Here is a 25,850-nt window from a genome sequence, read left to right as displayed (position 1 = left end):
TTCGCAAAATGGGCTCCATATCGTGCCTCGACGGGAGGCGCGCTGATGGAGGACTGAGATGCAAGGACGTTCGTGGTGGTCGGTCGGCCGGCGCTTCGCGGCGGGGATCGACGTGAACCGGCGCGCGGTGCGGATCGCGGTGCTGAGCCGGCGCATCCGGGGCGGCACGGTCCGGCTCGAGGCGCTCGACGCGGAGCCTTTGCCGGCCGGCGCGTTCGACGAGCCGGCCGACGCCGACTGGGCAGCCGTGGCGGCCGCGATGACGGCGGCGCTTGGCCGCGCGCCGCAGGTGCGGCCGGCGGGGTTTGCGCGGTGGACGATGGCGGGCGTGATGGCGCTGCCGGAAGGCGCGTTCTCGACCGCGACGCTCGCGTGGCAGCGGGCGGACGCCGCGGCAGCCGTCGAGCCCGCGGTGCGAGCGGCGGCCGAGCGGCTGACCGGGCTCGCGCGGGATGCGCTCGCAGTCGACTGGTGCGTGAACGACGCGGGCGCTTCGCCGGAGGTTGCGTTTGCGACTGCGGCGCACGTGCATCTCGACGTGCGGATCGAGGCGGCTGCGGCGGCGGGCGTCGAACTCGTCGCAATCGACGGCGAGCCGCCCGCCGCCTTGCGGGCGATACGCCATGTCGCCGCGCGCGAGGTCGACGGCGGCGAGCCGTATCTCGGCGTCTGGATCGGCGAGAGCGGCGTGCACGGCTGGCTCGTGTCGGCCGATGCGGTTGCCGCGCAGATTCGCTATCCGGCGCCCGAGCACGCAGATCTTGCCGACGCGCTGCGCGAGCTTGCGCGGGCTGGCGCGCCGCGCTGCGCGTTCGTCGCGGGCGACCCGGAATGGTTGGGCGGCGCGCAGATTTCGCTTGCCGACGTCGGCGATCTTCTCGGCTGCATCGTATTGCCGTTCGAATGCGCGGCGTGCGGTCCGCTCGGCGCGGTCGACGACGGGTTCGCCCATTCGCCGGGTTTCGCGGTCGCGTTCGGGCTTGCGCTGCGCGGGGTGTTCGAATGACGCCCGGCGTCGCGAGCGGCGCGTCGCCGCGCGACGCGCGGCTCCTGCGCGCCTGGCTTGGCGGCTTCAATCTGTTGCCGTACCGCGCGCGCGACGCGCGCCGGGCGCGGCGGCGCGTCCTCGGCGAACTGGCGGCCGCCGCTTGCGCGGGGTTCGCGGGCGTCGCGCTTTGGCGTATCGGGCGCACGTTCGAGCGTGCGCGCTTCGATGCCCAGCGTGCGCTGATGGAGCGCCGGCTCGCCGCGTGGGCGCCGCAACTGAAAGCCGCGGAGCAGGCCGCGCGGCTGCGAGACGCCGAGCGCGAACGCGCGGCGCTGGCCGCCGAGCGCGCCGGGCCGCGCCAGCGGACAGTCGATCTGTTCGACGCACTGCGGCAACTGCGCTACGACGGCGTGCGGCTGCGGTCGATCCGCTGCGACGGGCGCGATGCGTTGCTCGAAGCGAGCGCGCTCGATCCGGCATCGGCCGAGCGATGGCTGCGCGATCTCGATGCCGCGCAGCGCGGCTGGACGATGGAGGTCGCGGGTTTGCAGGCCGCGCGGACTTCGTGGGGGCGAGAGGCGGGTGGCGGCCGGTCGCTCTCGTTCACGGTGCGGATTCGTTGGCCCGCCGGCGACCGGGGCCGCGTCGCGAGCGTGGCGGCGCGCGCGACGGCGGCTGTGCGGGAGGGCGCGTGAACATGTCGGTCGAACGAGTGGCAGGTTGGCGCGTGTGGGCACGATGGGCCGATTCGTGCCGCGCATCGGGCGCCGGCTGGCGAGCCGCGGCATGCGCGGCGCTCGCGTGCGGCGTGTTCGTCTGCGGCGTGTATGCGGGCCGCGACGCCGACTGGGGCGGCGTCGAGCGAAGCCGGACGGCGCTCGAAGCGGTCGCATCGCGCGAGGCGCGCGCGCGGCTGCTCCTTGCCGCGCCGTCCAGTCGGCCGGCGTCGCGGGCGGGCGCTGGACGCTCGCTGGCCGAGCGGCAGACGCCCTCCGATTTCGCGATGCGGCTTGCCGGCCACGCGGGCGCGAGCGGGCTGCGGGTGCGCAAGCTCGAACGGCTAGAAGGCGAACGCGCGGGCGAGCGGCGCGACGATGGCGCCGTCTACGCGTTCGCCTTCAGCGCGGAAGGCGACTTCGATGCGCTATGCCGCTTCCTGTCCGGGCTCGCTGCGTTGCCTGCGCTCGTGGTGCCGGCAACATCGAGCGTCAAGCGCGACGACGGCACGACCATGCTGGACGCCCGGCTCGACGTCTGGCCGGCGTTACCCGGAGGTGAGCCCGATGGGCGGCGGCGCGCCGACGGGCGCGAAGTGCCTGTCGCCGATCCCTTCTCCGCGATGCCGATGCTGGCAATCGACGATGCGGCCGACGCCGCGCGGCTCGTTGGCGTGATGCGCGACCGGCGCAGCGGGCTCGCGCTGTTCGAGCGCGGCAGCGATGCGTGGTCGGTTGCGCCGGGGCAGATGGTCGACGGCGCGCGCATCGCCCGAATCCGGGCGGGCGGCGTGACGCTCGCGACACATGGCGGCGGGCGTCGCCTGATGACCGTGGGCGGGGCGACAGGATGATGCGCGGATTCGTTCGATTCATGCTGGGCTGCGCGATCGCAGCGGCGGGCGAGGCGGTCGCGTCGCTGCCGCCGTTGCCCGCGGGCGCGCCCGCCGGTTGGTCGACGTCCGCTTCGGTCGGTGCGGCGGGGCGCGCGCCGTTGCCCGAGGCGGTTGCGTCGCGGTGGCGAATCGATTTCGAGCGTGGCTCGGTTGCCGGAGCGTCGCCGCCGGATGCGGGCGGCGACGGTGCACTGGCGGATGGATTCGCCGGCGACGCCGCGCACGAACGCCTGCCGGCAGCCGGGGCGGCGGAGCCGTCCGATTCGGCGTCGGCCGACGCCGGAACGTCGAGCGGAGCGGCATCGGCGCCGCTGCAAGCGGAGGATGCGGCACTGGAGGGGCCGCCCGTCCCGCTCTCGCCGGGGCAACGCATGAGCGACGAGCATCGTGCGCCGCGGCCGGATACTGAAGTCACGGCGGCCAACGCCAACGCCGGTGCCAAAACCGAGGCCGCAGCCGAATCCGGCGACGACCGCGCGATCTCCCTCAATCTGCAACAGGCGAGCCTCGCAGCGGTCTTCGATGCATTCGCTCGCTTCACCGGCCTCAATATAGTGGTCAGCGAGCGGGTGCGCGGCATGGTGTCGTTGCGTCTGAACAATGTGCCCTGGCGCAGTGCGTTCGATGCGCTGCTGGACGCCCACGGCCTCGCGATGGCGCGGCGCGGCAGCGTGATATGGGTCGCGCCCGTCGCGGAACTCGCCGAACGCGAGCGCCAGCGTTTCGATGCGCACGCGCGCGCCGCTCAGCTCGAGCCGCTCGCGAGCCGCAGCTTCGTGCTCCGCTACGCGCGCGCAGCCGACGTGCAGCGCCTGCTCGCAGGCTCGGCCGGCCAGCGGATCCTGTCGAAGCGCGGCTCGGTGCTCGCCGATCCTCGGACGAATCTGCTGTTCGTCACCGATCTGTCCGGGCGTCTCGAGCAGATCGCCGATCTGATCGGCAAGCTCGACACGCCGTCGCGGCAGGTGTTGATCGAAGCGCGGATCGTCGAGGGCGATCGCGGATTCTCGCGCAATCTCGGCGCGCGTCTCGCGCTGCGCGCGCCCGACGCGGGCGACCGCGCGACGGGCATCGTCGCGGGCCGCAACGGCACGCTGGCCGACCTCACCGCAAGGCCGATCGGCGGCTTCGACGCGGCGACGGCCGGTCTCACGCTGTTTGCCGCGCGTGCGAGCCGCTTGCTCGATGTCGAACTGAGCGCGCTCGAGGCTCAGGGCCGGGGCCAGATCGTATCGAGCCCGCGCGTCGTGACGGCCGACCGGACCAAGGCGATCGTCGAGCAGGGCGCCGAGCTGCCGTATCAGGCGAAGGTCGGCAACGGCGTATCGGGTGTCCAGTTCCGGCGCGCGACCTTGAAGCTCGAAGTCGAGCCGCAGATCACGCCCGACGGGCGCGTGATCCTCGATCTCGACATCGCGAAGGACAGCGTCGGCGAGGAAACCGCATCCGGCCCCGCGATCCATACGAAGCATGTGCAGACGCGCGTCGAGGTCGAAAACGGTGGAACGGTGTCGATCGGCGGGATTTTCGAGAGCGACGACCGCGACGATGTGACTCGGGTGCCGCTCTTGGGCAAAATACCGGTGTTGGGCGCGCTTTTCAGGCATCGTGCGCAGCGCGCGCAGCGCAGCGAGCTCGTCGTGTACATCACGCCGACCGTCGTGATCGGGCCCTGAACCCCGTGGGAGCCAGGCTCGACAAGGCGGGCGCTTTGCCAGTAAGCTGCGCGACACACTCATTGAAGCAGAGGAAGCCGTTGCAAGCGCGGGACCCACACGTGAACGTAATTTTCGTCGGGCTCATGGGGGCGGGTAAGACCACCGTGGGCCGGGCGGTCGCGCGCCGGCTCGACAGACCCTTCTTCGATTCGGATCACGAGATCGAGGCGCGCACCGGCGCGCGCATTCCGGTCATCTTCGAACTCGAGGGCGAGTCCGGCTTCCGCGACCGCGAGGCGCAGATGATCGCCGAGCTCACGCAACGCGAGAACGTCGTGCTCGCGACGGGCGGCGGCGCGATCCTGCGCCCCGAGAATCGCAAGCTGCTTCACGAACGCGGCCTTGTCGTCTATCTGCGCGCGAATCCGCACGATCTCTGGCTGCGCACCCGCAAGGACAAGAACCGCCCGTTGTTGCAAACCGACGATCCGAAAGCCAAGCTCGAGGCGCTGTACGACGCGCGCGATCCGCTCTACCGCGAATGCGCGCACTTCGTCATCGAAACCGGGCGGCCGTCCGTCAACGGGCTCGTCAACATGGTGCTGATGCAGCTCGAAATGGCGGGCATCGTCGCCAAGCCACTACAAGCATGATTACCGTCAATGTCGACCTGGGCGAGCGCGCCTATCCGATCCACATCGGCGCCGGTCTGATCGGCCGCACCGAGCTTTTCGCGCCGCACATTGCCGGCGCGTCCGTCACGATCGTCACGAACGCCACCGTCGATCCGCTCTACGGCGACACGCTGCGCGCGGCGCTCGCGCCGCTCGGCAAGCGCGTGTCGACCGTCGTCCTGCCCGACGGAGAAGCGTACAAGAATTGGGAAACCCTCAATCTGATCTTCGACGGCCTGCTCGAGCAGCACGCCGATCGCAAGACGACGCTCGTCGCGCTGGGCGGCGGCGTGATCGGCGACATGACGGGCTTCGCGGCCGCATGCTACATGCGCGGCGTGCCGTTCATCCAGGTGCCGACGACGCTCTTGTCGCAGGTCGATTCGTCGGTCGGTGGCAAGACGGGCATCAACCACCCGCTCGGCAAGAACATGATCGGCGCGTTCTATCAGCCGCAGGCGGTGATCGCCGACATCGCCGCGCTGTCGACGCTGCCCGATCGCGAGCTTGCCGCGGGCGTCGCCGAGATCATCAAGACGGGCGCGATCGCCGACGCCGCATTCTTCGACTGGATCGAAGCGAACGTCGGCGCGCTGAACCGCCGCGATCCCGATGCGCTCGCGCATGCAGTCAAGCGCTCGTGCGAGATCAAGGCGGGCGTCGTCGCGGCGGACGAGCGCGAGGGCGGCCTGCGCGCGATCCTCAATTTCGGCCATACGTTCGGGCACGCGATCGAGGCGGGGCTCGGCTACGGCGAGTGGCTGCACGGCGAGGCGGTCGGCTGCGGAATGGTGATGGCGGCCGATCTGTCGGTGCGCGTCGGCCATCTCGACGAAGCGTCGCGCGCGCGGCTGCGCCGCGTCGTCGAGGCCGCGCGCCTGCCGACGCGCGCGCCGGATCTCGGCGATGCGCGCTACGTCGAGCTGATGCGCGTCGACAAGAAGGCCGAGGCGGGCGCGATCAAGTTCATACTGCTCAAGCGCTTCGGCGAGACGATCATGACCCCGGCGCCGGACGACGCCGTCTTCGCGACACTGGCGGCAACTATCCGGTAAGCGCGATACGGGCCGATCCGGCGCAATTGACGTGGAGGACACGACACGGTGAGCGAAATACCCGGCGGCAGCATCCCGCATGAAACCCGCGACGCGCGACCCGCGCGCGCGGGCGGCGAGCAGGCGATCCCCGCCCCCGCGCCGACCACCGCCGCGCTCGAAGCGCATCTCGCGCCGTACGCGGCGCACGCGTCGCAATCGCGCGGCCGGCGCCATCCCGAGCCGCCGCCCGCGGCGCGCACCGAATTCCAGCGCGATCGCGACCGCATCGTGCATTCCACCGCATTCAGGCGCCTCGAATACAAGACGCAGGTCTTCGTGAACCACGAGGGCGACCTGTTCCGCACGCGTCTCACGCACAGCCTCGAAGTCGCGCAGATCGCCCGGTCCGTCGCGCGCAACCTGCGCCTGAACGAAGACCTCGTCGAAGCGATCTCGCTCGCGCACGATCTCGGCCATACGCCGTTCGGCCATGCGGGGCAGGATGCGCTCAACGCGTGCATGCGCGACTACGGCGGTTTCGAGCACAACCTGCAGAGCCTTGCCGTCGTCGACGAGCTCGAGGAGCATTACGGCGCGTTCAACGGGCTGAACCTCTGCTTCGAGACGCGCGAAGGCATCCTCAAGCACTGCTCGCGCGAGAACGCGCGCAAGCTCGGCGAGCTCGGCGAGCGATTCCTGCAGGGCCGCCAGCCGTCGCTCGAGGCGCAACTCGCGAACATCGCGGACGAAATCGCATACAACAATCACGACGTCGACGACGGCCTGCGCTCGGGCCTCATCACGATCGAGCAGCTCGCCGAGGTCGAGCTGTGGCAGCGCCATTACGAGGCCGCGCTCGCCGAGTATCCGCATCTCGAAGGTCGCCGTCTCGTGCACGAGACGGTGCGCCGGATCATCAACACGCTGATCGTCGATCTGATCGACGCGACGACGCGCAATCTCGCGCGCCACGCGCCGGCGTCGCTCGACGACGTGCGCGCGGCGCCGCCCCTCGTTGCGCATGGCGAGCCGATCGCCGCGCAGGCGGCGGCGCTCAAGCGCTTCCTGTTCAAGAACCTGTACCGCCACTACCGCGTGATGCGGATGGCGAGCAAGGCGCAGCGGGTCGTCGCCGGCCTCTTCAACGCGTTCACGAGCGACCCGCGCCTGCTGCCGCCCGACTATCAGGCGGCGGACGTCGCGCACCAGCCGCGCCTCGTCGCGCACTACATCGCCGGCATGACCGATCGCTTCGCACTGAAAGAGTATCAACGCTTGTTTGTCATGGACGAAAACTAGACTGTCCGGCTTGCCGCGTTCGGCGCGTGTTGCCCGGACCGAGGAGAAAAGGAGAGAGGTCGATGAAATACAAGACGCTGGTTCGCTCGCTCGCGTTCGGGGGCGCGCTTTGGTTCGGCGCGCAGCAGGCGGCGTGCGCCGCCACCGAGATCCAGTTCTGGCATGCGATGGAGGCGGCGCTCGGCGAGCGCGTGAACGAGATCGCCGCGCAGTTCAACGCGTCGCAAAGCGACTACAAGATCGTGCCGGTCTTCAAGGGCACCTACGACCAGGCGCTCGCGGCGGGCATCGCCGCGTACCGCAGCGGCGACGCGCCGGCGATCCTGCAGGTGTACGAAGTGGGCACGGCCACGATGATGCAGGCGAAGAAGGCGGTGCTGCCCGTGTCCGACGTGTTCCGCCAGGCGGGCGTGCCGCTCGACGAGAAGGCGTTCGTGCCGACGATCGCGAGCTACTACAGCGACGCGAAGACGGGCCGCCTCGTGTCGATGCCGTTCAATAGCTCGACGCCCGTGCTGTATTACAACAAGGACGCGTTCAGGAAGGCGGGCCTCGATCCGGACCAGCCGCCGAAGACGTGGGCCGACGTGAAGGCCGACGCGGAAAAGCTGAAGAAGGCGGGTTACGCGTGCGGCTACACGACGGGCTGGCAGGGCTGGATCCAGCTCGAGAACTACAGTGCGTGGCATGGCCTGCCGTTCGCGACGCGCAACAACGGCTTCGACGGCGCCGACGCGACGCTCGACTTCAACAAGCCGCAGCAGATCGCGCACATCCGGTTCCTGCAGGACATGGCGAAGGACGGCACGTTCACATATGTCGGCCGCAAGGACGAGGCGACCGCGAAGTTCTACAGCGGCGACTGCGCGATCATGACGACGTCGTCGGGCGCGCTCGCGACGATCCACAAGTATGCGAAGTTCGACTTCGGCACCGGGATGATGCCCTACGACGCGAGCGTGAAGGGCGCGCCGCAGAACGCGATCATCGGCGGCGCGAGCCTGTGGGTGCTCGCGGGCAAGGACCCGGGCACGTACAAGGGCGTCGCGAAGTTCCTCGCGTATCTGAGCTCGCCCGCGGTCGCCGCGAAGTGGCACGAGGACACGGGCTATCTGCCGGTGACGACGGCCGCGTACGATCTCGCGCGCGAGCAGGGCTTCTACGCGAAGCATCCGGGCACGGACACGGCGATCAGGCAAATGATGAACAAACCGCCGCTGCCGTACACGAAGGGGCTGCGGCTCGGCAACATGCCGCAGATCCGCACGATCGTCGACGAGGAGCTCGAGCAGGTGTGGGCGCAGAAGAAGACGCCGAAGGCGGCGCTCGATTCCGCCGCCGCGCGCGGCGACGAGTTGCTGCGCCGCTTCGAGAAGTCGGGCGGCTGAGCTTGCGCCACCGGCGCGCGTTCTCGCCGGCGCCGCCCGTTCGCTCGCGAAACCGCGCACGAGAACGGGTCGCGCCGGCAGCCGCGCCCGGTACATTCGTCTGACGTCCGTCCGTTCGGAATCCTGCCGATGACACCCCATCCCCGTTTCGGCGCGAGCGCGTTGCCGTACCTGCTCGTCGCGCCGCAGCTCGCGATCACCGCGATCTTCTTTCTCTGGCCGGCGGGCGTCGCGCTCTGGCAGTCGACGCAAATGCAGGACGCGTTCGGCACGTCGAGCGAGTTCGTCGGCTTCGCGAATTTCACGCGTCTGTTTGCCGATCCGCTCTACATCGATTCGTTCAGGACGACGCTCGTGTTCAGCGCGAGCGTGACCGCCTGCGGGCTCGCCGTGTCGCTGCTGCTCGCCGCGTGCGCCGACCGCGTGATCCGCGGCGCTCGCGCGTACCGCACGCTCCTCATCTGGCCTTACGCGGTCGCGCCGACGATCGCCGCGGTGCTGTGGGCGTTCCTGTTCAATCCGAGCATCGGCGTGATCACGTATGCGCTCGCGCGCTTCGGCATCGTCTGGAATCACGCGCTCAACGGCGGCGAGGCGCTGCTGCTCGTCGTGATCGCGTCGGTGTGGAAGCAGGTCAGCTACAACTTCCTGTTCTTTTACGCAGGACTGCAGGCGATTCCGCGTTCGCTGATCGAGGCGGCCGCGATCGACGGCGCGGGCCCCGTGCGACGCTTCTTTCACATCGCGCTGCCGCTTTTGTCACCGACGAGCTTCTTCCTGCTCGTCGTCAATCTCGTCTACGCGTTCTTCGACACGTTCCCGGTGATCGACGCCGCAACCGCGGGCGGCCCCGGCCAAAGCACGAAGACGCTGATCTACAAGATCTATGCGGAAGGCTTCCAGGGGCTCGACATCGGCAGTTCGGGCGCGCAATCGGTCGTGCTGATGGTGATCGTCGTCGCGCTGACGGTCGTCCAGTTCCGCTTCGTCGAGCGCAGGGTGCAATACGCATGATCGAGAATCGCAAGGGTTTCGACCTGTTCTGCCACGCGGTGCTGATCGCGGGCATCGCGGTCATCGTGTTTCCTGTGTACGTCGGCTTCTGCGCGGCGACGATGAACGCGCGCGAAGTGTTCACGGTGCCGCTGTCGCTCGTGCCGAGCACGCATCTCGTCGAGAACGTCGCCGCGATCTGGCGGCGCGGCAGCGGCGGGATGACGACGCCGTTCGGCACGCTGCTCGTCAACAGCATCGTGATGGCGCTCGTGATCGCGGCGGGCAAGATCGCGGTGTCGATCCTGTCCGCGTACGCGATCGTCTATTTCCGCTTTCCGTTGCGCAATACGGCGTTCTGGCTGATCTTCGTCACGCTGATGCTGCCCGTCGAGGTGCGGATCTTCCCGACCGTGCAGGTGGTGTCGACGCTGCATCTGACGAACAGCTACGCGGGCCTCACGCTGCCCCTCATCGCGTCGGCGACGGCGACCTTCCTGTTCCGGCAGTTCTTCATGACGCTGCCCGACGAGCTCGTCGACGCCGCGCGCATCGACGGCGCGGGGCCGCTGCGCTTCTTCTGGGACGTCGTGCTGCCGCTGTCGAAGACGAGCATCGCCGCGCTTTTCGTGATCACGTTCATCTACGGCTGGAACCAGTATCTTTGGCCGATCCTGATCACGACCGACGCGTCGCTGACGACGGCCGTGGTCGGCATCAAGTCGATGATCGCGAGCGGCGACGCCGCGACCGAGTGGCATCTCGTGATGGCGGCGACGCTCGTCGCGATGCTGCCGCCGCTCGTCGTCGTGCTCGCGATGCAGCGCTGGTTCGTGCGCGGTCTCGTCGATTCGGAAAAATGAAACGCAACCTGGAGGAAGTCCAAGCATGGCCGCGCTGAGCTTGAAGGGCGTCAGGAAAAGTTACGACGGCGCGCAGTACGTGCTGCACGGGATCGACGTCGACATCGCCGACGGCGAGTTCGTCGTGCTCGTCGGGCCGTCGGGCTGCGGGAAATCGACGCTGCTGCGGATGATCGCCGGCCTCGAGACGGTGACGGAAGGCGAGATCGCGATCGGCGGGCGGGTCGTCAACGCGCTCGAGCCGAAGGATCGCGACATTGCGATGGTGTTCCAGAACTACGCGCTGTATCCGCACATGACGGTCGCGCAGAACATGGGCTACGGGCTCAAGATCCGCGGCGTCGAACGCGCGCTGATCGACGCGCGCGTGCAGGCGGCCGCGCAGATCCTCGAGCTCGGGCCGCTCCTCGCGCGGCGCCCGCGCGAGCTGTCGGGCGGCCAGCGGCAGCGCGTCGCGATGGGGCGCGCGATCGTCCGCGAGCCGTCGGTGTTCCTGTTCGACGAGCCGCTGTCGAATCTCGACGCGAAGCTGCGCGTGCAGATGCGTCTCGAAATCCAGCGGCTGCACGCGCGCCTCGCGACGACGAGCGTCTACGTGACGCACGACCAGATCGAGGCGATGACGCTCGCGCAGCGCGTGATCGTGATGAATCGCGGCTATGCGGAGCAGATCGGCGCGCCCGTCGACGTGTATGAGAAACCGGCGACGACGTTCGTCGCGAGTTTCATCGGCTCGCCGGCGATGAACCTGCTGCACGGGCGGCTGTCGGAAGACGGCGCGACGTTTGACGTTGCCGACGGCCCCCGGCTGCCGGTCGCGGGCGCGGCGGGAGCGGGCCGCGAGATCGCGCCCGGGCGCGAATGGGTCCTCGGCGTGCGGCCCGAGCACATGACGCCGCAGCCCGGCGCGGCGCTCGCGACGCTCGCCGTCGATTCGTGCGAGCTGCTCGGTGCGGACAATCTCGCGCACGGCCGCTGGGGCGCGCGCGACGTCGCGGTGCGGTTGCCGCACGCGATGCGCCCGTCGCGCGGCGAGACGCTGCCCGTCGCGCTGCCCGCGCAGCATCTGCATTTCTTCGATCCGGCGACGGGCAAGCGCGCCGGCTGATTCGAATCCCCGAGCCCTCGGCTCACCGTTTCCGACGAGATTGCGATGACGATCCTGCGAACCTGGCCTTATCCGCGCGTGGTCGCGCACCGCGGCGGCGGCGCGCTGGCCCCCGAGAACACGCTCGCCGCGCTCGATGCGGGCGCGCGCTACGGGCACAAGATGGTCGAATTCGACGCGAAGCTGTCGGCGGACGGCGTCGCGTTCCTGCTGCACGACGACACGGTCGAGCGCACGTCGAACGGCGCGGGTGCCGCGTGCGACATGCGCTACGCGGCGCTCGCCGCGCTCGACGCCGGCGCGTGGTACGACGCGCGCTTCTCGGGCGAGCGGATGCCGACGCTCGCGCAGGCGGCGGCGCGCTGCCTCGCGCTCGGCCTCGCGGCGAACGTCGAGATCAAGCCGTGCCCGGAGCGCGACGAGGAAACGGGCCGCGTCGTCGCGGCTCAGGCGGCCGAGCTTTGGCGCGACGCCGCCGTGCCGCCGCTGTTGTCGTCGTTTTCGGCGGTGGCGCTCGGCGCGGCGCGCGAGGCAGCGCCGGCGCTGCCGCGCGGGGTGCTGTACGAGGAAATTCCGGCGGACTGGCTGGAGGAGACGCAGCGGCTCGGCTGTGTGTCGCTGCACGCGCATCACGCGCAATTCAACGAGGCGCTCGTGCGCGACGTGAAAGCGTCGGGGCTGCGCATTCTTGCGTACACGGTAAACGAACCCGCACGGGCGCGCGAGCTCGCGGATTGGGGCGTGGACCTCATTTGCACGGACCGGATCGACCTGATCGGCGCGGACTTCGCCGATCGGGAAGGATGAAACCGGCGTTTTGCGCGCCGCGCGCGAACGAAATCGCTCCGGCGAGAGCCCGCCGGAGCAGGAGGCGACAGCCACCTCGTAACCTCAAGAAAATTCCGCTACAAATTGCAGCGGAATTAACCATTCCCCAAATATTCGACTACGCTTAGAAACGGTAGCCGATGTTCAGGTAGGTCACGATCGGATTCAGCGTGATCTTCGCTTGCGAAGTCTGCGTGAGCGTGCCGATCAGCGTTGGGCGCTGCGTCGTCAGCGTGGCCGTCAGGCTGACGGGGATGTACGACACCGACAGCCCGCCGAACCAGTGATCGGTGAAGTTGTAAGTGAAGCCCGCGTTGATGACGGGCGCCCACTGATTGCTGGTCGTCACGCTTGTCGGGCCGCCGAGCGCGCCGCGCTCGAATGCGGTGTTCGTGATCTTCGCGCCGGTGAACCAGATGTACGAGGCGCCGATGCCGACGTAGGGCCGGAATTTCGCCTTCGCGTCATTGAAGTAGTACTTGAGGAGGAGCGCCGGGCTCCATTGGTAAGCATGACCGAGCACGCCGAACTGTTCGAGCGAGCCTTTGCCGTTCAGATTGAACCTTGGCGGGATCCCGGCGACCAATTCAGTGGCGATGTGATCCGTCAGGAAGTAGCCGGCGGCGAAGCCGATGGTGTCCGCATTGTCGATGCCCGCGCCCGTGTTGGGCACCTCATGATTGACCGGCGTGCCGCCCACGTTCATGACCTTGAGCGGATCGCTGCTGTCCTGTGGGGCGAGATGGAACCAGCCGTTCGTCACGTAGAAGCTGCCTGCGGATTGCGCGTGCGCTGCCGTTGCGGCTGCCGCGAAAGCGAGCGCAGCGGCCCCCGTAATGGCCATTTTTTGTTTCATCCTTAGTCTCCTCCGATTAAAGGCGTGCTCATTATGACTACGGCGTTTCAAACAGGACAGAGTTGTAAGCTAGAACGTTTTCCCTAGAATTCGCACGACCGTGCGTATTCCCGCGCCGCGGCGGGCTTTGGCGCGGATGCACTTGTACGGGCCTTCGGGTATTTCCTAACGCGATCAAACGGACATTCAGCATGGCACGGCTAGCACGACTTTACGTTCCCGATCAGCCGCAGCACGTGATTTTACGCGGCCTCGATCAGCAACCGGCGTTCGTCGACGACCAGGATTACGAACTATTCATCGACTGCCTGAAGGCGGCGGCGCGCGATCATCATCTGGCGGTGCATGCATACGTGCTGCTGCCGCGCCAGGTCCAGCTCCTCGTGACGCCGAGCGACGAGGCGAGCCTGCCGAAGGCGATGCAGGCCGTCGGCCGGCGCTACGTCGCGCATTTCAACCGGCGCTACTCGCGGCGCGGCACGCTGTGGGAAGGGCGTTATCGCGCGACCGTCATCGAGGGCGAGCGCTATTTCCTGCTCGCGAGCCGCGTCGTCGAGATGAGCCCCGTGCGCGCGCAGCTCGTGACGAGCGCGGACGCGTACCGCTGGTCGAGCTATCGGCACCACGTCGGCCTCACCGTCGACAGCCTGATCACCGACCACCCGCTCTACTGGGCGCTCGGCAACACGCCGTTCGAGCGGCAGCGCGCGTACAAGGAGCTGTGCGAGCAGCCGCTCGACGAGCGCCAGGCCGACCAGCTCCAGCAGGCGACGCTGAAGGGCTGGGTGCTGGGCGGCGAGACCTACCGCGAATGGGCGGCGCGCACGGCGAACCGGCGCGTGTCGCCGCTGCCGCGCGGGCGGCCCCGCAAGGTGCGCGAGAACACGCCGCCCATCCAGCAGTGAGCGCGCCGGCGGCGGACGCGAGGCGGCATCCGGGGATGCCGCTTGTTTTTGCTCCATTTTGATGCGGCCCCAATAAAAAGAAGTGATCGTGCACCAAGTTTGTAATTGGGGTTCGACCATTGGGATTTATTTGCTATTCCCTTGATTCGTCGCGTATATTCCGAATTCCGGCAGTCGCAGGCCCACCCGCTCCTGCCCGGCCGGCCACGTCGCGATCCACACGAAGGGGGACGACGGGCAACAAGCAAATGGTTTCAACGGCCGCGAGGCCCCCTTTCCGACGGTGTCCCCATGATCGACCACCAGCAGCCGAAGAGCGCGCTTCCCGCCGCGCAAGGTCTGTACGACCCGCAAAACGAGCACGACGCCTGCGGCGTCGGCTTCGTCGCTCACATCAAGGGCAAGAAGAGCCACGAAATCATCGAGCAGGGTCTGAAGATTCTCGAGAACCTCGATCACCGCGGCGCGGTCGGCGCCGATCCGCTGATGGGCGACGGCGCGGGCATCCTGATCCAGATTCCGGACGCGTTCTACCGCGAGGAGATGGCGAAGCAGGACGTGACGCTGCCGCCCGCCGGCGAATATGGGGTCGGGATGATCTTCCTGCCGAAGGAAAGCGCATCGCGGATCGCGTGCGAGCAGGAGCTCGAGCGCACGGTGAAGGCGGAAGGCCAGGTCGTGCTCGGCTGGCGCGACGTGCCGGTCGACCACGCGATGCCGATCTCCCCCACGGTGAAGGGGAGCGAGCCCGTGATCCGCCAGATCTTCATCGGCCGCGGCAAGGACGTGATGGTGACGGACGCGCTCGAGCGCAAGCTCTACGTGATCCGCAAGACGGCGAGCCACCGGATCCAGGCGCTCAAGCTCAAGCACGGCAAGGAATACTTCGTGCCGTCGATGTCGGCGCGCACGGTCGTCTACAAGGGCCTGCTGCTCGCGGGCCAGGTCGGCGTGTACTACCGCGATCTGCAGGACGAGCGCGTCGTGTCGGCGCTCGCGCTCGTGCACCAGCGCTTCTCGACGAACACGTTCCCCGCGTGGGAGCTCGCGCACCCGTACCGGATGATCGCGCACAACGGCGAAATCAACACGGTCAAGGGCAACGTCAACTGGCTGAACGCGCGCACCGGCGCGATCGCGTCGCACGTGCTCGGCGACGACCTGCCGAAGCTGTGGCCGCTGATCTATCCGGGCCAGTCCGATACCGCATCGTTCGACAACTGCCTCGAACTGCTCGTGATGGCGGGCTACCCGCTCGTGCACGCGGTGATGATGATGATTCCCGAAGCGTGGGAACAGCACACGCTGATGGACGACAACCGCCGCGCGTTCTACGAATACCACGCCGCGATGATGGAGCCGTGGGACGGCCCTGCCGCGATCGCGTTCACCGACGGCCGCCAGATCGGCGCGACGCTCGACCGCAACGGTCTGCGTCCGGCGCGCTACGTCATCACCGACGACGATCTCGTGATCATGGCGTCGGAAGCCGGCGTGCTGCCGATTCCCGAATCGAAGATCGTCAAGAAGTGGCGTCTGCAGCCGGGCAAGATGTTCCTGATCGACATGGAGCACGGCCGGATCATCGACGACAAGGAGCTGAAGGACAACCTCGCGAACGCGAAGCCGTACAAGAGCTGGATTGACGCGGTGCGCATCAAGCTCGACGAGATCGAGCCGGAGGACGAGGACGTCGCCGCCGAGCGCCGCTCGTCGGCCGTGCTGCTCGACCGCCAGCAGGCGTTCGGCTATACGCAGGAAGACCTGAAGTTCCTGATGGCGCCGATGGCGCAGCAGGGCGAGGAGGCGGTCGGCTCGATGGGCAACGATTCGCCGCTCGCCGTCATGTCGAACAAGAACAAGACGCTCTATCACTACTTCAAGCAACTGTTCGCGCAGGTCACGAACCCGCCGATCGACCCGATCCGCGAGAACATGGTGATGTCGCTCGTGTCGTTCATCGGCCCGAAGCCGAACCTGCTCGACACGAACAACATCAACCCGCCGATGCGCCTCGAAGTGTCGCAGCCCGTGCTCGACTTCAAGGACATCGCGAAGATCCGCTCGATCGATCGCTACACGGGCGGCAAGTTCAGCGCCTACGAGCTGAACATCTGCTATCCGGTCGCCTGGAACAAGGAAGGCATCGAGGCGCGCCTCGCTTCGCTGTGCGCGGAAGCCGTCGACGCGGTGAAGTCGGGCTACAACATCCTGATCGTGTCCGACCGCAAGACGGACGCCGAGAACGTCGCGATCCCGGCGCTCCTCGCGACGTCGGCGATCCACACGCACCTCGTGCAGCAGGGCCTGCGCACGAGCACGGGCCTCGTCGTCGAGACGGGCTCCGCGCGCGAGACGCACCACTTCGCGCTGCTCGCCGGCTACGGCGCGGAGGCCGTGCATCCGTACCTGGCGATGGAAACGCTCGCGAAGATGGCGCAGGGGCTGCCGGGCGACCTGTCGCCGGAGAAGGCGATCTACAACTTCACGAAGGCGGTCGGCAAGGGGCTGCAGAAGGTGATGTCGAAGATGGGCATCTCCACGTACATGTCGTACACCGGCGCGCAGATCTTCGAGGCGCTCGGCCTCGCGACCGATCTCGTCGAGAAGTACTTCAAGGGCACGGCGTCGAAGGTGGGCGGCATCGGCCTGTTCGAAGTGGCCGAGGAAGCGATCCGCCTGCACCGCGACGCGTTCGGCGACAACCCTGTCCTCGCCGACATGCTCGACGCGGGCGGCGAGTATGCGTTCCGCGTGCGTGGCGAAGACCATATGTGGACGCCCGATTCGATCGCGAAGCTGCAGCACGCGACGCGCGGCAACTCGTACCAGACGTACAAGGAATATGCGCACCTGATCAACGATCAGACGAAGCGCCACATGACGCTGCGCGGCCTGTTCGAATTCAAGGTCGATCCGATGAAGGCGATTCCGATCGACGAAGTCGAGCCGGCGAAGGAGATCGTCAAGCGCTTCGCGACGGGCGCGATGTCGCTCGGCTCGATCAGCACCGAGGCGCACACGACGCTCGCGATCGCGATGAACCGGATCGGCGGCAAGTCGAACACGGGCGAAGGCGGCGAGGACGAGAACCGCTATCGCAACGAGCTGCGCGGCATTCCGATCAAGGTCGGCGACACGCTGAAGTCGGTGATCGGCGACGAGATCGTGCGCGACATCCCGCTGAAGGAGGGCGATTCGCTGCGCTCGAAGATCAAGCAGGTCGCGTCGGGCCGCTTCGGCGTGACGGCCGAGTATCTCGCGTCGGCCGACCAGATCCAGATCAAGATGGCGCAGGGCGCGAAGCCGGGCGAAGGCGGCCAGTTGCCGGGCCACAAGGTGTCCGAATACATCGGCAAGCTGCGCTACTCGGTGCCGGGCGTTGGCCTCATCTCGCCGCCGCCGCACCACGATATCTACTCGATCGAGGATCTCGCGCAACTGATCCACGACCTGAAGAACGTCAATCCGGCCGCGAGCATCTCGGTGAAGCTCGTGTCGGAAGTGGGCGTCGGCACGGTCGCGGCGGGCGTCGCGAAGGCGAAGGCCGATCACGTCGTGATCGCGGGCCACGACGGCGGCACGGGCGCATCGCCGCTGTCGTCGGTCAAGCACGCGGGCACGCCGTGGGAGCTCGGCCTCGCCGAGACGCAGCAGACGCTCGTGCTGAACCGCCTGCGCGGGCGCATCCGCGTGCAGGCCGACGGCCAGATGAAGACGGGCCGCGACATCGTGATCGGCGCGCTGCTCGGCGCGGACGAATTCGGCTTCGCGACGGCGCCGCTCGTCGTCGAAGGCTGCATCATGATGCGCAAGTGCCATCTGAACACGTGCCCGGTCGGCGTCGCGACGCAGGACCCGGTGCTGCGCGCGAAGTTCTCGGGCCAGCCCGAGCACGTCGTCAACTACTTCTTCTTCGTCGCCGAGGAAGCGCGCGAGATCATGGCGCAGCTCGGCATCGCGAAGTTCGACGATCTCGTCGGCCGCGCCGATCTGCTCGACATGCGCCGCGGCGTCGCGCACTGGAAGGCGAAGGGCCTCGACTTCTCGCGCGTGTTCTACCAGCCGGAAGGCTGCGAGGGCATCGCGCACCGTCACGTCGAATCGCAGGAGCACGGCCTCGAGCGCGCGCTCGACCACGTGCTGATCGAGAAGGCGAAGGCCGCGATCGAGAGCGGCGAGCACGTGTCGTTCATCCAGCCGGTGCGCAACGTGAACCGCACGGTCGGCGCGATGCTCTCCGGCGCGATCGCGAAGAAGCACGGCCACGACGGCCTGGCCGACGACGCGGTCCACATCCAGTTGAAGGGCACGGCGGGCCAGAGCTTCGGCGCGTTCCTCGCGAAGGGCGTGACGCTCGACCTCGTCGGCGACGGCAACGACTACGTCGGCAAGGGCCTGTCGGGCGGCCGGATCATCATCCGCCCGACCAACGATTTCCGCGGCAAGTCCGAGGAGAACATCATCTGCGGCAACACGGTGATGTACGGCGCGCTCGAAGGCGAGGCGTTCTTCCGCGGCGTCGCGGGCGAGCGCTTCTGCGTGCGCAACTCGGGGGCGACGGCGGTCGTCGAGGGCACGGGCGATCACGGCTGCGAATACATGACGGGCGGCACGGTCGTCGTGCTCGGCGAGACGGGCCGCAACTTCGCGGCCGGCATGTCGGGCGGGCTCGCGTATGTGTACGACCCGGAAGGCACGTTCTCCGCGAAGTGCAACAAGTCGATGGTCGCGCTCGATCCTGTGCTGCAGCAGGCCGAGCAGGAGCGCACGGTCGATCCCGCGCTCTGGCATGGCGGCGCGACGGACGAAGCGCTGCTCAAGGGGCTCGTCGAGCGCCACTTCCAGTTCACCGGCTCGCCGCGCGCGAAGTCGCTGCTCGAGAACTGGGATGCGGCGCGCCGCCAGTTCGTGAAGGTGTTCCCGCACGAATACAAGCGCGCGCTCGGCGAAATCGGCGCGAAGAAAGCGGGCGAGGTGCTCGCCGCCTGACGCAACGCGGCTCGACGACATAGCGAACGCGCCCGTCCGACGCGGCGGGCGCGGGTCCCCCTTACCCGATTCAACAGATTCAGAAGAGAACCTCATGGGCAAGATCACCGGTTTTCTGGAGTACGAGCGCCGTCACGAGGCGTACGAAGCGCCGCTCACGCGCGTGAAGCACTACAAGGAATTCGTCGCGGCGTTGGCCGACGAGGACGCGAAGATCCAGGGCGCGCGCTGCATGGATTGCGGCATTCCGTTCTGCAACAACGGCTGTCCCGTCAACAACATCATTCCGGACTTCAACGATCTCGTGTATCGCCAGGACTGGCGGCAGGCGATCGACGTGCTGCACTCGACGAACAACTTCCCCGAGTTCACGGGCCGCATCTGCCCGGCGCCGTGCGAGGCGGCGTGCACGCTCGGGATCAACGACGATCCGGTCGGCATCAAGTCGATCGAGCACGCGATCATCGACAAGGCGTGGGCGCAAGGCTGGGTCGCGCCGCAGCCCGCCGCGCACAAGACGGGCAAGAAGGTCGCGGTGGTAGGCTCCGGCCCCGCGGGCCTCGCCGCCGCGCAGCAGCTCGCGCGCGCGGGCCACGACGTGACGGTGTTCGAGAAGAACGACCGGATCGGCGGCCTGCTGCGCTACGGGATTCCCGACTTCAAGCTCGAGAAGTGGCTGATCGACCGCCGGATGCGCCAGATGGAAGCGGAAGGCGTGACGTTCCGCACGAGCGTGTTCATCGGCCGCGATCCGCTGCCCGAGACGATCGGCAACATGGCGAAGGAGACGATTTCGCCCGAGACGCTGAAGGACGAATTCGACGCGGTCGTGATCGCGGGCGGCTCGGAGACGCCGCGCGATTTGCCGGTGCCGGGCCGCGAGCTCGCCGGCATCCATTTCGCGATGGAGTTCCTGCCGCAGCAGAACCGCGTGAACGCGGGCGACAAGGTGGCCGATCAACTGCTCGCGAAGGGCAAGCACGTCGTCGTGATCGGCGGCGGCGACACGGGCTCGGACTGCGTCGGCACGTCGAACCGTCACTGCGCGAAGCACGTCACGCAGTTCGAGCTGCTGCCGCAGCCGCCCGAGGCGGAGAACAAGCCGCTCGTGTGGCCGTACTGGCCGATCAGGCTGCGCACGTCGTCGTCGCATGAGGAAGGCTGCGAGCGCGACTGGGCGGTTGCGACGAAGCGTTTCGAAGGCAGGAACGGCAAGGTCGAGAAGCTGATCGCGGTGCGCGTCGCGTGGGTCGACGGCAAGATGCAGGAAGTGCCGGATTCGGAGTTCGAGATCAAGGCCGATCTCGTGCTGCTCGCGATGGGCTTCACGCAGCCGGCCGCGCCCGTGCTCGACGCGTTCGGCGTCGCGAAGGACGCGCGCGGCAACGCGCGTGCGGGCACCGAGGGCGATCGCGCGTACTACACGTCGGCCGACAAGGTGTTCGCGGCGGGCGACATGCGCCGCGGCCAGTCGCTTGTCGTCTGGGCGATCCGCGAAGGCCGCCAGTGCGCGCGCTCGGTCGACGCGTACCTGATGGGCAGCTCGGAGTTGCCGCGCTGAGCGGGCGGCATTCGCCAGAACGTCGTTTCGACGAACCGGGCGTCCTGCGGGCGCCCGGTTTTTTTGTGCGCGGACGCTTTGCCGCGACGCGCATCGCGAGCATCGTGCGGCACGCGTCGCCCTCGGCGGCATCCTTTCATTTTTCTCCCAAAAAATTTCATTTTGTAAGAATCGGTGCAACCTGTCATATCATGTCGGCCCTTGGCCGGCCGTGACCGGAATCAATACATAATTCGACCCTAAATCAGGAGATGATGGATGGAAGGCTTTGCGCACGCGATGATCGACGGGATCAACGCCATTCTCTGGAATTACGTGCTGATCGCGCTGCTGCTCGGCGCCGGCGCGTGGTTCACGCTGCGCTTCAGGATGATCCAGTTGCGCGCGCTGTTTCTCAGCATGCGCCTCGTCGGCAGCAAGGGCGAACCTGGCAGCATCTCGTCGTTCCAGGCGTTCGCGACCGGGCTCGCGAGTCGCGTCGGCACGGGCAACATCGCGGGCGTCGCGGTCGCGATGACGGTGGGCGGCCCAGGCGCGATCTTCTGGATGTGGGCGACGGCGCTCGTCGGGATGTCGTCCGCGTTCGTCGAGGCGACGCTCGCGCAAATCTTCAAGGTGTCGCATCATGACGGCACGTATCGCGGCGGTCCCGCGTACTACATCCAGATCGGGTTGCGCTCGCGCGGCTTCGGCGTGCTGTTCTCGCTGTCGCTGATCCTCGTGTTCGGCTTCGTGTTCAACGCGGTGCAGGCGAACGCGATCGCCGAGGCATTCAACACGTCGTTCGGCGTGAGCCGCGCCGCGGTCGGGTTCGCGCTCGTCGCGCTGACGGCGCCGATCATTTTCGGCGGGATTCGCCGGATCGCGCACGTCGCGCAGGTGATCGTGCCCGTGATGGCGATCGGCTATCTCGCGCTCGCGGGCTACGCGGTCGCGACGCACATCGCGCTCGTGCCGGACATGATCGCGCTGATCGTGAAGAGCGCGTTCGGCCTCGAGCAGGCGGCGGGCGGCCTGACCGGCTACGCGGTGAGCCAGGCGGTGTCGATCGGCGTGAAGCGGGGCCTGTTCTCGAACGAGGCCGGGATGGGCAGCGCGCCGAACGCGGCCGCGACCGCGAGCACGCGGCATCCGGTCACGCAGGGGCTGATCCAGATGCTCGGCGTGTTCGTCGACACGATCGTGATCTGCAGCGCGACCGCGTTCGTGATCCTGTTGTCGGGGCAGTACGAGCCGGGCACGTCGATGGAAGGCGCGGCGCTCACGCAGCGCGCGATTTCGAGCCACGTCGGCGACTGGGGAGGCATCTACATGGCGGTGGCGATCTTTTTCCTCGCGTTTTCTTCGGTGATCGGCAACTACGCGTATGCGGAAGGCAACGTCGGATTCGTCACGAGCCGGCGCGGCGCGCTCTTCGTGTTCCGGCTCGCGGTGCTCGGGATGGTGATGTTCGGCAGCGTCGGGCAACTGCCGCTCGTGTGGGCGATGGCCGATACCAGCATGGGGCTGATGGCGCTCATCAACCTGATCGCGATTCTGATGCTCGGCAAGTACGCGCTCGCCGCGTGGTGCGATTACCAGCGTCAGCGCGCGGCGGGCGTGGCCGATCCGGTGTTCACCCGCAGGACGATTCCCGCGCTCGCGAAGGTGCTCCCGGACGACGTGTGGGGCGAGCACGGGCCGCTGCCGCAAGGCGACAGGCTCGCGGCGGGGCGCGCTTCGGGCGTCGACGCGGCTCGGGCCGCGGGGACGGCCGGCTCCGCGCGATGACGATGGCGAGCGACCGGTTGCGCTGCTTCGTCGCGCTGACGCTCGATCGGGCGTCGCGCGACGCGCTTGCCGCGCTGCCCGTCGCCGCCGGCGCGCGGCGCACGCCGCGCGACCAACTGCACGTGACGATCGCGTTCCTCGGCGCGATCGAGCGGACGAAGAGCGCGCAGCTCGGCGCGCGCATCGCCGAGCTTGCGGCGGCCGGCGCGGTGCCGCCCGCCGATGTCGAGCGCGTCGTCTGCTGGCCGAGCACCGCGCATGCGCGGCTCGTCGTCGCGGAGCTCGCGCCGCAGCCGCCATTGCTTGCGCTCGGCGAGCGGGTGGGCGGCGCGCTGCGCGCGCTCGGCCTGCCGCCCGACAGCCGCGCGTTCAGGCCGCATGTGACGATCGCGCGGTTTCCTCGCGACGCGCATCGCGTGACGATCGACGGCGCGAACGGCGCCGAGCGCCGCACGCCGCTCGCGTTGCGGTTCGAAACGCTCACGCTCTACGAGAGCGTCCTCACGCGTATGGGCGCCGAGCATCGGGTGCTCGCGGCAGCGGCGCTGCCGAAGTAAGCGCCGCCCGAGCCACGCGGGCGGATTGCTTACTGCGTACGACGCGGCTGCGGCATCGTCGAGCCCGCGCATCGCGGCTTCATCGGCGGCCCATTCGGCGACACGCGCCCATCGCGCACGCCGTGCGCCTACCGCCCGCTGCCGTACCGCGCGAGCGTCAGTCCGTCGAGATCGATCTCCGGCTCGCGCCCGGCGACGAGATCCGCCACCACCTTCCCCGATCCCATCGACATCGCCCAACCGGTCGAGCCGTGGCCGACGTTCAGCCACAAGCCGTCGATGCCGGACGGGCCGAGCAGCGGCGCGCCGTCCGGCGTCATCGGCCGGCGGCCGACCCAGAACTGCGCGTCGGCGGCGCGCGCCGCATGCGGGAACCAGTCGTCGAGCACCTTCATCAGCGTGCGCAGCGCCTGCGCACGCAGCGTCGCGCGGCGGTCGCCGAGCTCGGCCGTGCCCGCGACGCGCAGCGTCGGCCCGAAGCGCGTGATCGCGGTCTTCAGCGATTCGTCCATCAAGGCGGCGCGCGGCGCTTTTTCGGCGTCGGCGATCGGCAGCGTCGCCGAATAGCCTTTGACCGGATAGAGCGGCACGCGTATGCCCATACGCGCGAGCAGCGCCGCGCTGTCGACGCCGAGCGCGACGACGATCGCGTCCGCCGCGAGCCGCTCTTCGTGCGGCTCTTTGTGCAGCTCTTCGTGCGCGCGCCGCCCCGGCTGCGGGGACGACGCGTCCGCGCGGGCGATCGTCACGCCGCACGCGCGAGCGCGCTCGATCTGCAGCGCGCGTACATCGGTGCCGAAGCGGAACCGCACGCCGTTCGCCTCGCAGATCGCGCGCAACTGGCGCGTGAAGCGCGCGCAGTCGCCCGCTTCGTCGTCGGGCAGATGGAGCCCGCCGACGGGCCGCACGTTCGCCCAGCGCAGGCCGGGCTCGATGCGCGCGCATTCGTCGGCGCTCACCTCGCGATGCGCGATTCCCGCGTCGCGCAGCACCGCGAGCGCGGGCTGCGCGAGCTCGACGTCGAACGCGCTGCGAAAGAGCTGCAGATAGCCCTGGCTCGCGCCATAGTCGAACGGGTGGCGGCTGCGGAACGCGTGCAGGCAACTGCGGCTGTAGTACGCGACGCGCTGCATCCGCTGCTTGTTCACGCGGAACCGCGCGAGCTCGCATTCGCGCAGCCAGCGCGCGATCCAGCGCCATTGCGCGGGGTCGAGCGTCGGCCGGAACACGAGCGGCGACGCCGGCTCGAACAGGTACTTGAGGATCTTCGCGGGCATGCCGGGCGCGGCCCACGGCGTCACGTAGCCGGGCGCGATGATGCCGGCGTTGCCGCGGCTCGTCGCGAGCGCGACGTCGGCCTCGCGTTCGATCACGGTGACGTCGAAGCCCGCCTCGCGCAGGTGGAACGCGGTGGCGACGCCGATCACGCCGGCGCCGAGAACGATCGTATGCATGTCGGTTCGAAGCGATGCGCGCTCAATGCGCGGCGCCGGCGTGCTCGACGAGCGACTTGCCCCTCGTCTCGGGCAGCGCGAGCGCCGCGACGATCACGAGCAGGTAGCCGCCGCCCGCGACGAGGCCGATCGCCTTCACGAGCGACATCGATTGCGACAGCGAGCCGACGAGAATCGGAAAGAACGAGCCGATCCCGCGGCCGAGGTTGTAGCAGAAGCCCTGGCCCGAGCCTCGGATCGCGCCCGGATACAGCTCCGACAAGTATGCGCCGATGCCCGCGAAGATGCCCTGCACGACGATGCCGAGCGGAAAGCCGAGCAGCAGCATCGCGGCATCGGTGATCGGCAGCATCGTGTACGCCATGCCGAGCGTGAACGAGCCGACCGCGAACAGCGCGAACGATGCGCGCCGCCCGATCCGGTCGGACAGGAGCGCGCCGACCAGATAGCCGCAGAACGAACCGGCGATCAGCACGATCAGATAGCCGCTCGTGTTGAATACGGATAGATGCCGGACCGTCTTCAGATAGGTCGGCAGCCAGGTCGTGATCGCGTAGTAGCCGCCGAGCATGCCGGTGCAGAGCGCGCTGCCGAAGAGCGTCGTCTTCAGGTGCGCGCGATCGAAGATCTGCAGGAAGTGCGCGCGGTCGACGCCGCGCTCGCGCGCGCGGCGGGCGGCGACGTAGATGTCGGGGTCGCTCACGTTGCGGCGGATGTAGAGAATCCACAGCGCGGGGACGATGCCGATCCAGAAGCACGCGCGCCACGCGTGCGGCTCGGGCAGCAGCGCGAAGAACGCCCAGTACAGCACGGCGGCCGCCGCCCAGCCGAACGACCAACTGCTCTGCACGGTGCCGACCGCCTTCGCGCGATGCTCGGGCGAGCGGATCGTCTCGGCCATCATGATCGTGACGACCGACCATTCGCCGCCGAAGCCGAAGCCTTGCAGCGTGCGCGTGGCGAGCAGTTGCCAGAACGAATGCGTGAAGCCGGACAGAAACGTGAACAGCGCGAACGTCGCGATCGTCCATTGCAGCACGCGCACGCGGCCGTAGCGGTCGGCGAGGATGCCGGCGAGCCAGCCGCCCACCGCGGACGAGATCAGCGAGCTCGTCGCGATCATGCCCGCTTCGCTTTTCGACATCCCCCACGCGGCGATCAGCGACGGAATCAGGAACGAGTAGATCATGAAGTCGAACGCGTCGACGGCATAGCCGCCGAAGCCCGCGTAGAGCGTGCGCCGCTCGCGCGCCGACAGCTCGTGAAACCACTGGAATGCCTGCATGCGCGCCGCTCCTCTCGCTTTC

At 68.4% G+C, this 25,850-nt stretch carries 19 protein-coding genes and 1 pseudogene; 17 read left to right on the top strand and 3 right to left on the bottom strand.

Annotated features, from left to right (window positions below):
- The first annotated feature begins 58 nt into the window (after nt 1-58).
- The 12 genes and pseudogenes from WS92_RS27310 (at nt 59) to ugpQ (ending at nt 12,427) form a co-directional block, all read left to right on the top strand.
- Complete coding sequence (locus WS92_RS27310; RefSeq protein WP_006029312.1) at nt 59-1,006, top strand: type IV pilus biogenesis protein PilM; 948 nt, start codon at nt 59-61, stop codon at nt 1,004-1,006.
- Entirely contained in the window at nt 1,003-1,683 is a 681-nt protein-coding gene (locus WS92_RS27305; RefSeq protein ID WP_015601964.1) for a hypothetical protein, read from the top strand. Before WS92_RS27310 ends, WS92_RS27305 begins: the two co-directional genes overlap by 4 nt.
- Entirely contained in the window at nt 1,680-2,558 is an 879-nt protein-coding gene (locus WS92_RS27300; protein WP_082252649.1) for a hypothetical protein, read from the top strand. Before WS92_RS27305 ends, WS92_RS27300 begins: the two co-directional genes overlap by 4 nt.
- A complete protein-coding gene (pilQ, locus tag WS92_RS27295) occupies nt 2,555-4,276 on the top strand; it encodes a type IV pilus secretin PilQ (protein ID WP_059929076.1) in 1,722 nt (573 codons plus the stop codon). The genes WS92_RS27300 and pilQ overlap by 4 nt, the downstream gene beginning before the upstream one ends.
- Nucleotides 4,277-4,356: 80 nt before the next feature.
- Complete coding sequence (locus WS92_RS27290) at nt 4,357-4,911, top strand: shikimate kinase (protein ID WP_009913817.1); 555 nt, start codon at nt 4,357-4,359, stop codon at nt 4,909-4,911.
- Nucleotides 4,908-5,987, top strand: coding sequence for a 3-dehydroquinate synthase (aroB, locus tag WS92_RS27285; protein ID WP_059929073.1), 1,080 nt, complete (start codon nt 4,908-4,910; stop codon nt 5,985-5,987). The genes WS92_RS27290 and aroB overlap by 4 nt, the downstream gene beginning before the upstream one ends.
- Nucleotides 5,988-6,128: 141 nt before the next feature.
- A pseudogene (locus WS92_RS27280) lies at nt 6,129-7,268 on the top strand (deoxyguanosinetriphosphate triphosphohydrolase); the annotation flags it as partial.
- 62 nt (nt 7,269-7,330) lie between these two features.
- Nucleotides 7,331-8,656 (top strand): sn-glycerol-3-phosphate ABC transporter substrate-binding protein UgpB, encoded by a 1,326-nt coding sequence (ugpB, locus tag WS92_RS27275; protein ID WP_006029319.1) that lies wholly within the window; start codon nt 7,331-7,333, stop codon nt 8,654-8,656.
- Between the two features lie 129 nt (nt 8,657-8,785).
- Nucleotides 8,786-9,670 (top strand): sn-glycerol-3-phosphate ABC transporter permease UgpA, encoded by an 885-nt coding sequence (gene ugpA, locus WS92_RS27270; protein ID WP_059929067.1) that lies wholly within the window; start codon nt 8,786-8,788, stop codon nt 9,668-9,670.
- On the top strand, nt 9,667-10,512 hold the full coding sequence (gene ugpE, locus WS92_RS27265) for a sn-glycerol-3-phosphate ABC transporter permease UgpE (protein WP_006029321.1): 846 nt from the start codon (nt 9,667-9,669) through the stop codon (nt 10,510-10,512). The genes ugpA and ugpE overlap by 4 nt, the downstream gene beginning before the upstream one ends.
- A gap of 25 nt (nt 10,513-10,537) precedes the next feature.
- The gene (locus tag WS92_RS27260) at nt 10,538-11,620 is read left to right on the top strand and encodes a sn-glycerol-3-phosphate import ATP-binding protein UgpC (protein WP_015601095.1); all 1,083 of its coding nucleotides are present in this window, start codon (nt 10,538-10,540) and stop codon (nt 11,618-11,620) included.
- A gap of 45 nt (nt 11,621-11,665) precedes the next feature.
- Nucleotides 11,666-12,427, top strand: a complete 762-nt coding sequence (ugpQ, locus tag WS92_RS27255) for a glycerophosphodiester phosphodiesterase (protein ID WP_015601435.1) — start codon at nt 11,666-11,668, stop codon at nt 12,425-12,427.
- A gap of 145 nt (nt 12,428-12,572) precedes the next feature.
- Here the strand turns inward: ugpQ and WS92_RS27250 are convergent, their stop codons facing one another.
- Nucleotides 12,573-13,304 (bottom strand): OmpW/AlkL family protein, encoded by a 732-nt coding sequence (locus WS92_RS27250; RefSeq protein WP_006029324.1) that lies wholly within the window; start codon nt 13,302-13,304, stop codon nt 12,573-12,575.
- A gap of 191 nt (nt 13,305-13,495) precedes the next feature.
- Here WS92_RS27250 and WS92_RS27245 point away from each other — a divergent pair, with 191 nt between their 5' ends.
- From WS92_RS27245 to thpR, 5 genes are all read left to right on the top strand, one after another.
- Nucleotides 13,496-14,209 carry a transposase gene (locus WS92_RS27245; RefSeq protein ID WP_004196743.1) on the top strand — a complete coding sequence of 238 codons (714 nt, stop codon included), beginning with the start codon at nt 13,496-13,498 and terminating at the stop codon, nt 14,207-14,209.
- A gap of 291 nt (nt 14,210-14,500) precedes the next feature.
- Complete coding sequence (locus WS92_RS27240) at nt 14,501-19,201, top strand: glutamate synthase-related protein (protein ID WP_015601337.1); 4,701 nt, start codon at nt 14,501-14,503, stop codon at nt 19,199-19,201.
- A 94-nt stretch (nt 19,202-19,295) separates the two neighbouring features.
- Nucleotides 19,296-20,762: a glutamate synthase subunit beta gene (locus WS92_RS27235; protein WP_059929064.1), complete on the top strand. Its 1,467-nt coding sequence runs from the start codon at nt 19,296-19,298 to the stop codon at nt 20,760-20,762.
- Nucleotides 20,763-21,020: 258 nt separating this feature from the next.
- A complete protein-coding gene (locus WS92_RS27230; RefSeq protein WP_059929060.1) occupies nt 21,021-22,532 on the top strand; it encodes an alanine/glycine:cation symporter family protein in 1,512 nt (503 codons plus the stop codon).
- Complete coding sequence (gene thpR, locus WS92_RS27225; protein ID WP_059929057.1) at nt 22,529-23,089, top strand: RNA 2',3'-cyclic phosphodiesterase; 561 nt, start codon at nt 22,529-22,531, stop codon at nt 23,087-23,089. The genes WS92_RS27230 and thpR overlap by 4 nt, the downstream gene beginning before the upstream one ends.
- Nucleotides 23,090-23,217: 128 nt before the next feature.
- Here thpR and WS92_RS27220 read toward each other — a convergent pair whose 3' ends face one another.
- Together WS92_RS27220 and WS92_RS27215 are read right to left on the bottom strand one after the other, a co-directional pair.
- Nucleotides 23,218-24,543, bottom strand: a complete 1,326-nt coding sequence (locus WS92_RS27220) for a D-amino acid dehydrogenase (protein ID WP_059929054.1) — start codon at nt 24,541-24,543, stop codon at nt 23,218-23,220.
- Nucleotides 24,544-24,565: 22 nt separating this feature from the next.
- Complete coding sequence (locus tag WS92_RS27215; protein ID WP_059929051.1) at nt 24,566-25,828, bottom strand: MFS transporter; 1,263 nt, start codon at nt 25,826-25,828, stop codon at nt 24,566-24,568.
- Nucleotides 25,829-25,850: the final 22 nt, after the last annotated feature.

This window comes from Burkholderia sp. MSMB1588, assembly GCF_001546925.1.
Taxonomy (GTDB): Bacteria; Pseudomonadota; Gammaproteobacteria; order Burkholderiales; family Burkholderiaceae; genus Burkholderia; species Burkholderia humptydooensis.
Note: the sequence above shows the minus strand (reverse complement) of the source record. Positions and strands in the feature narration are given on the sequence as shown.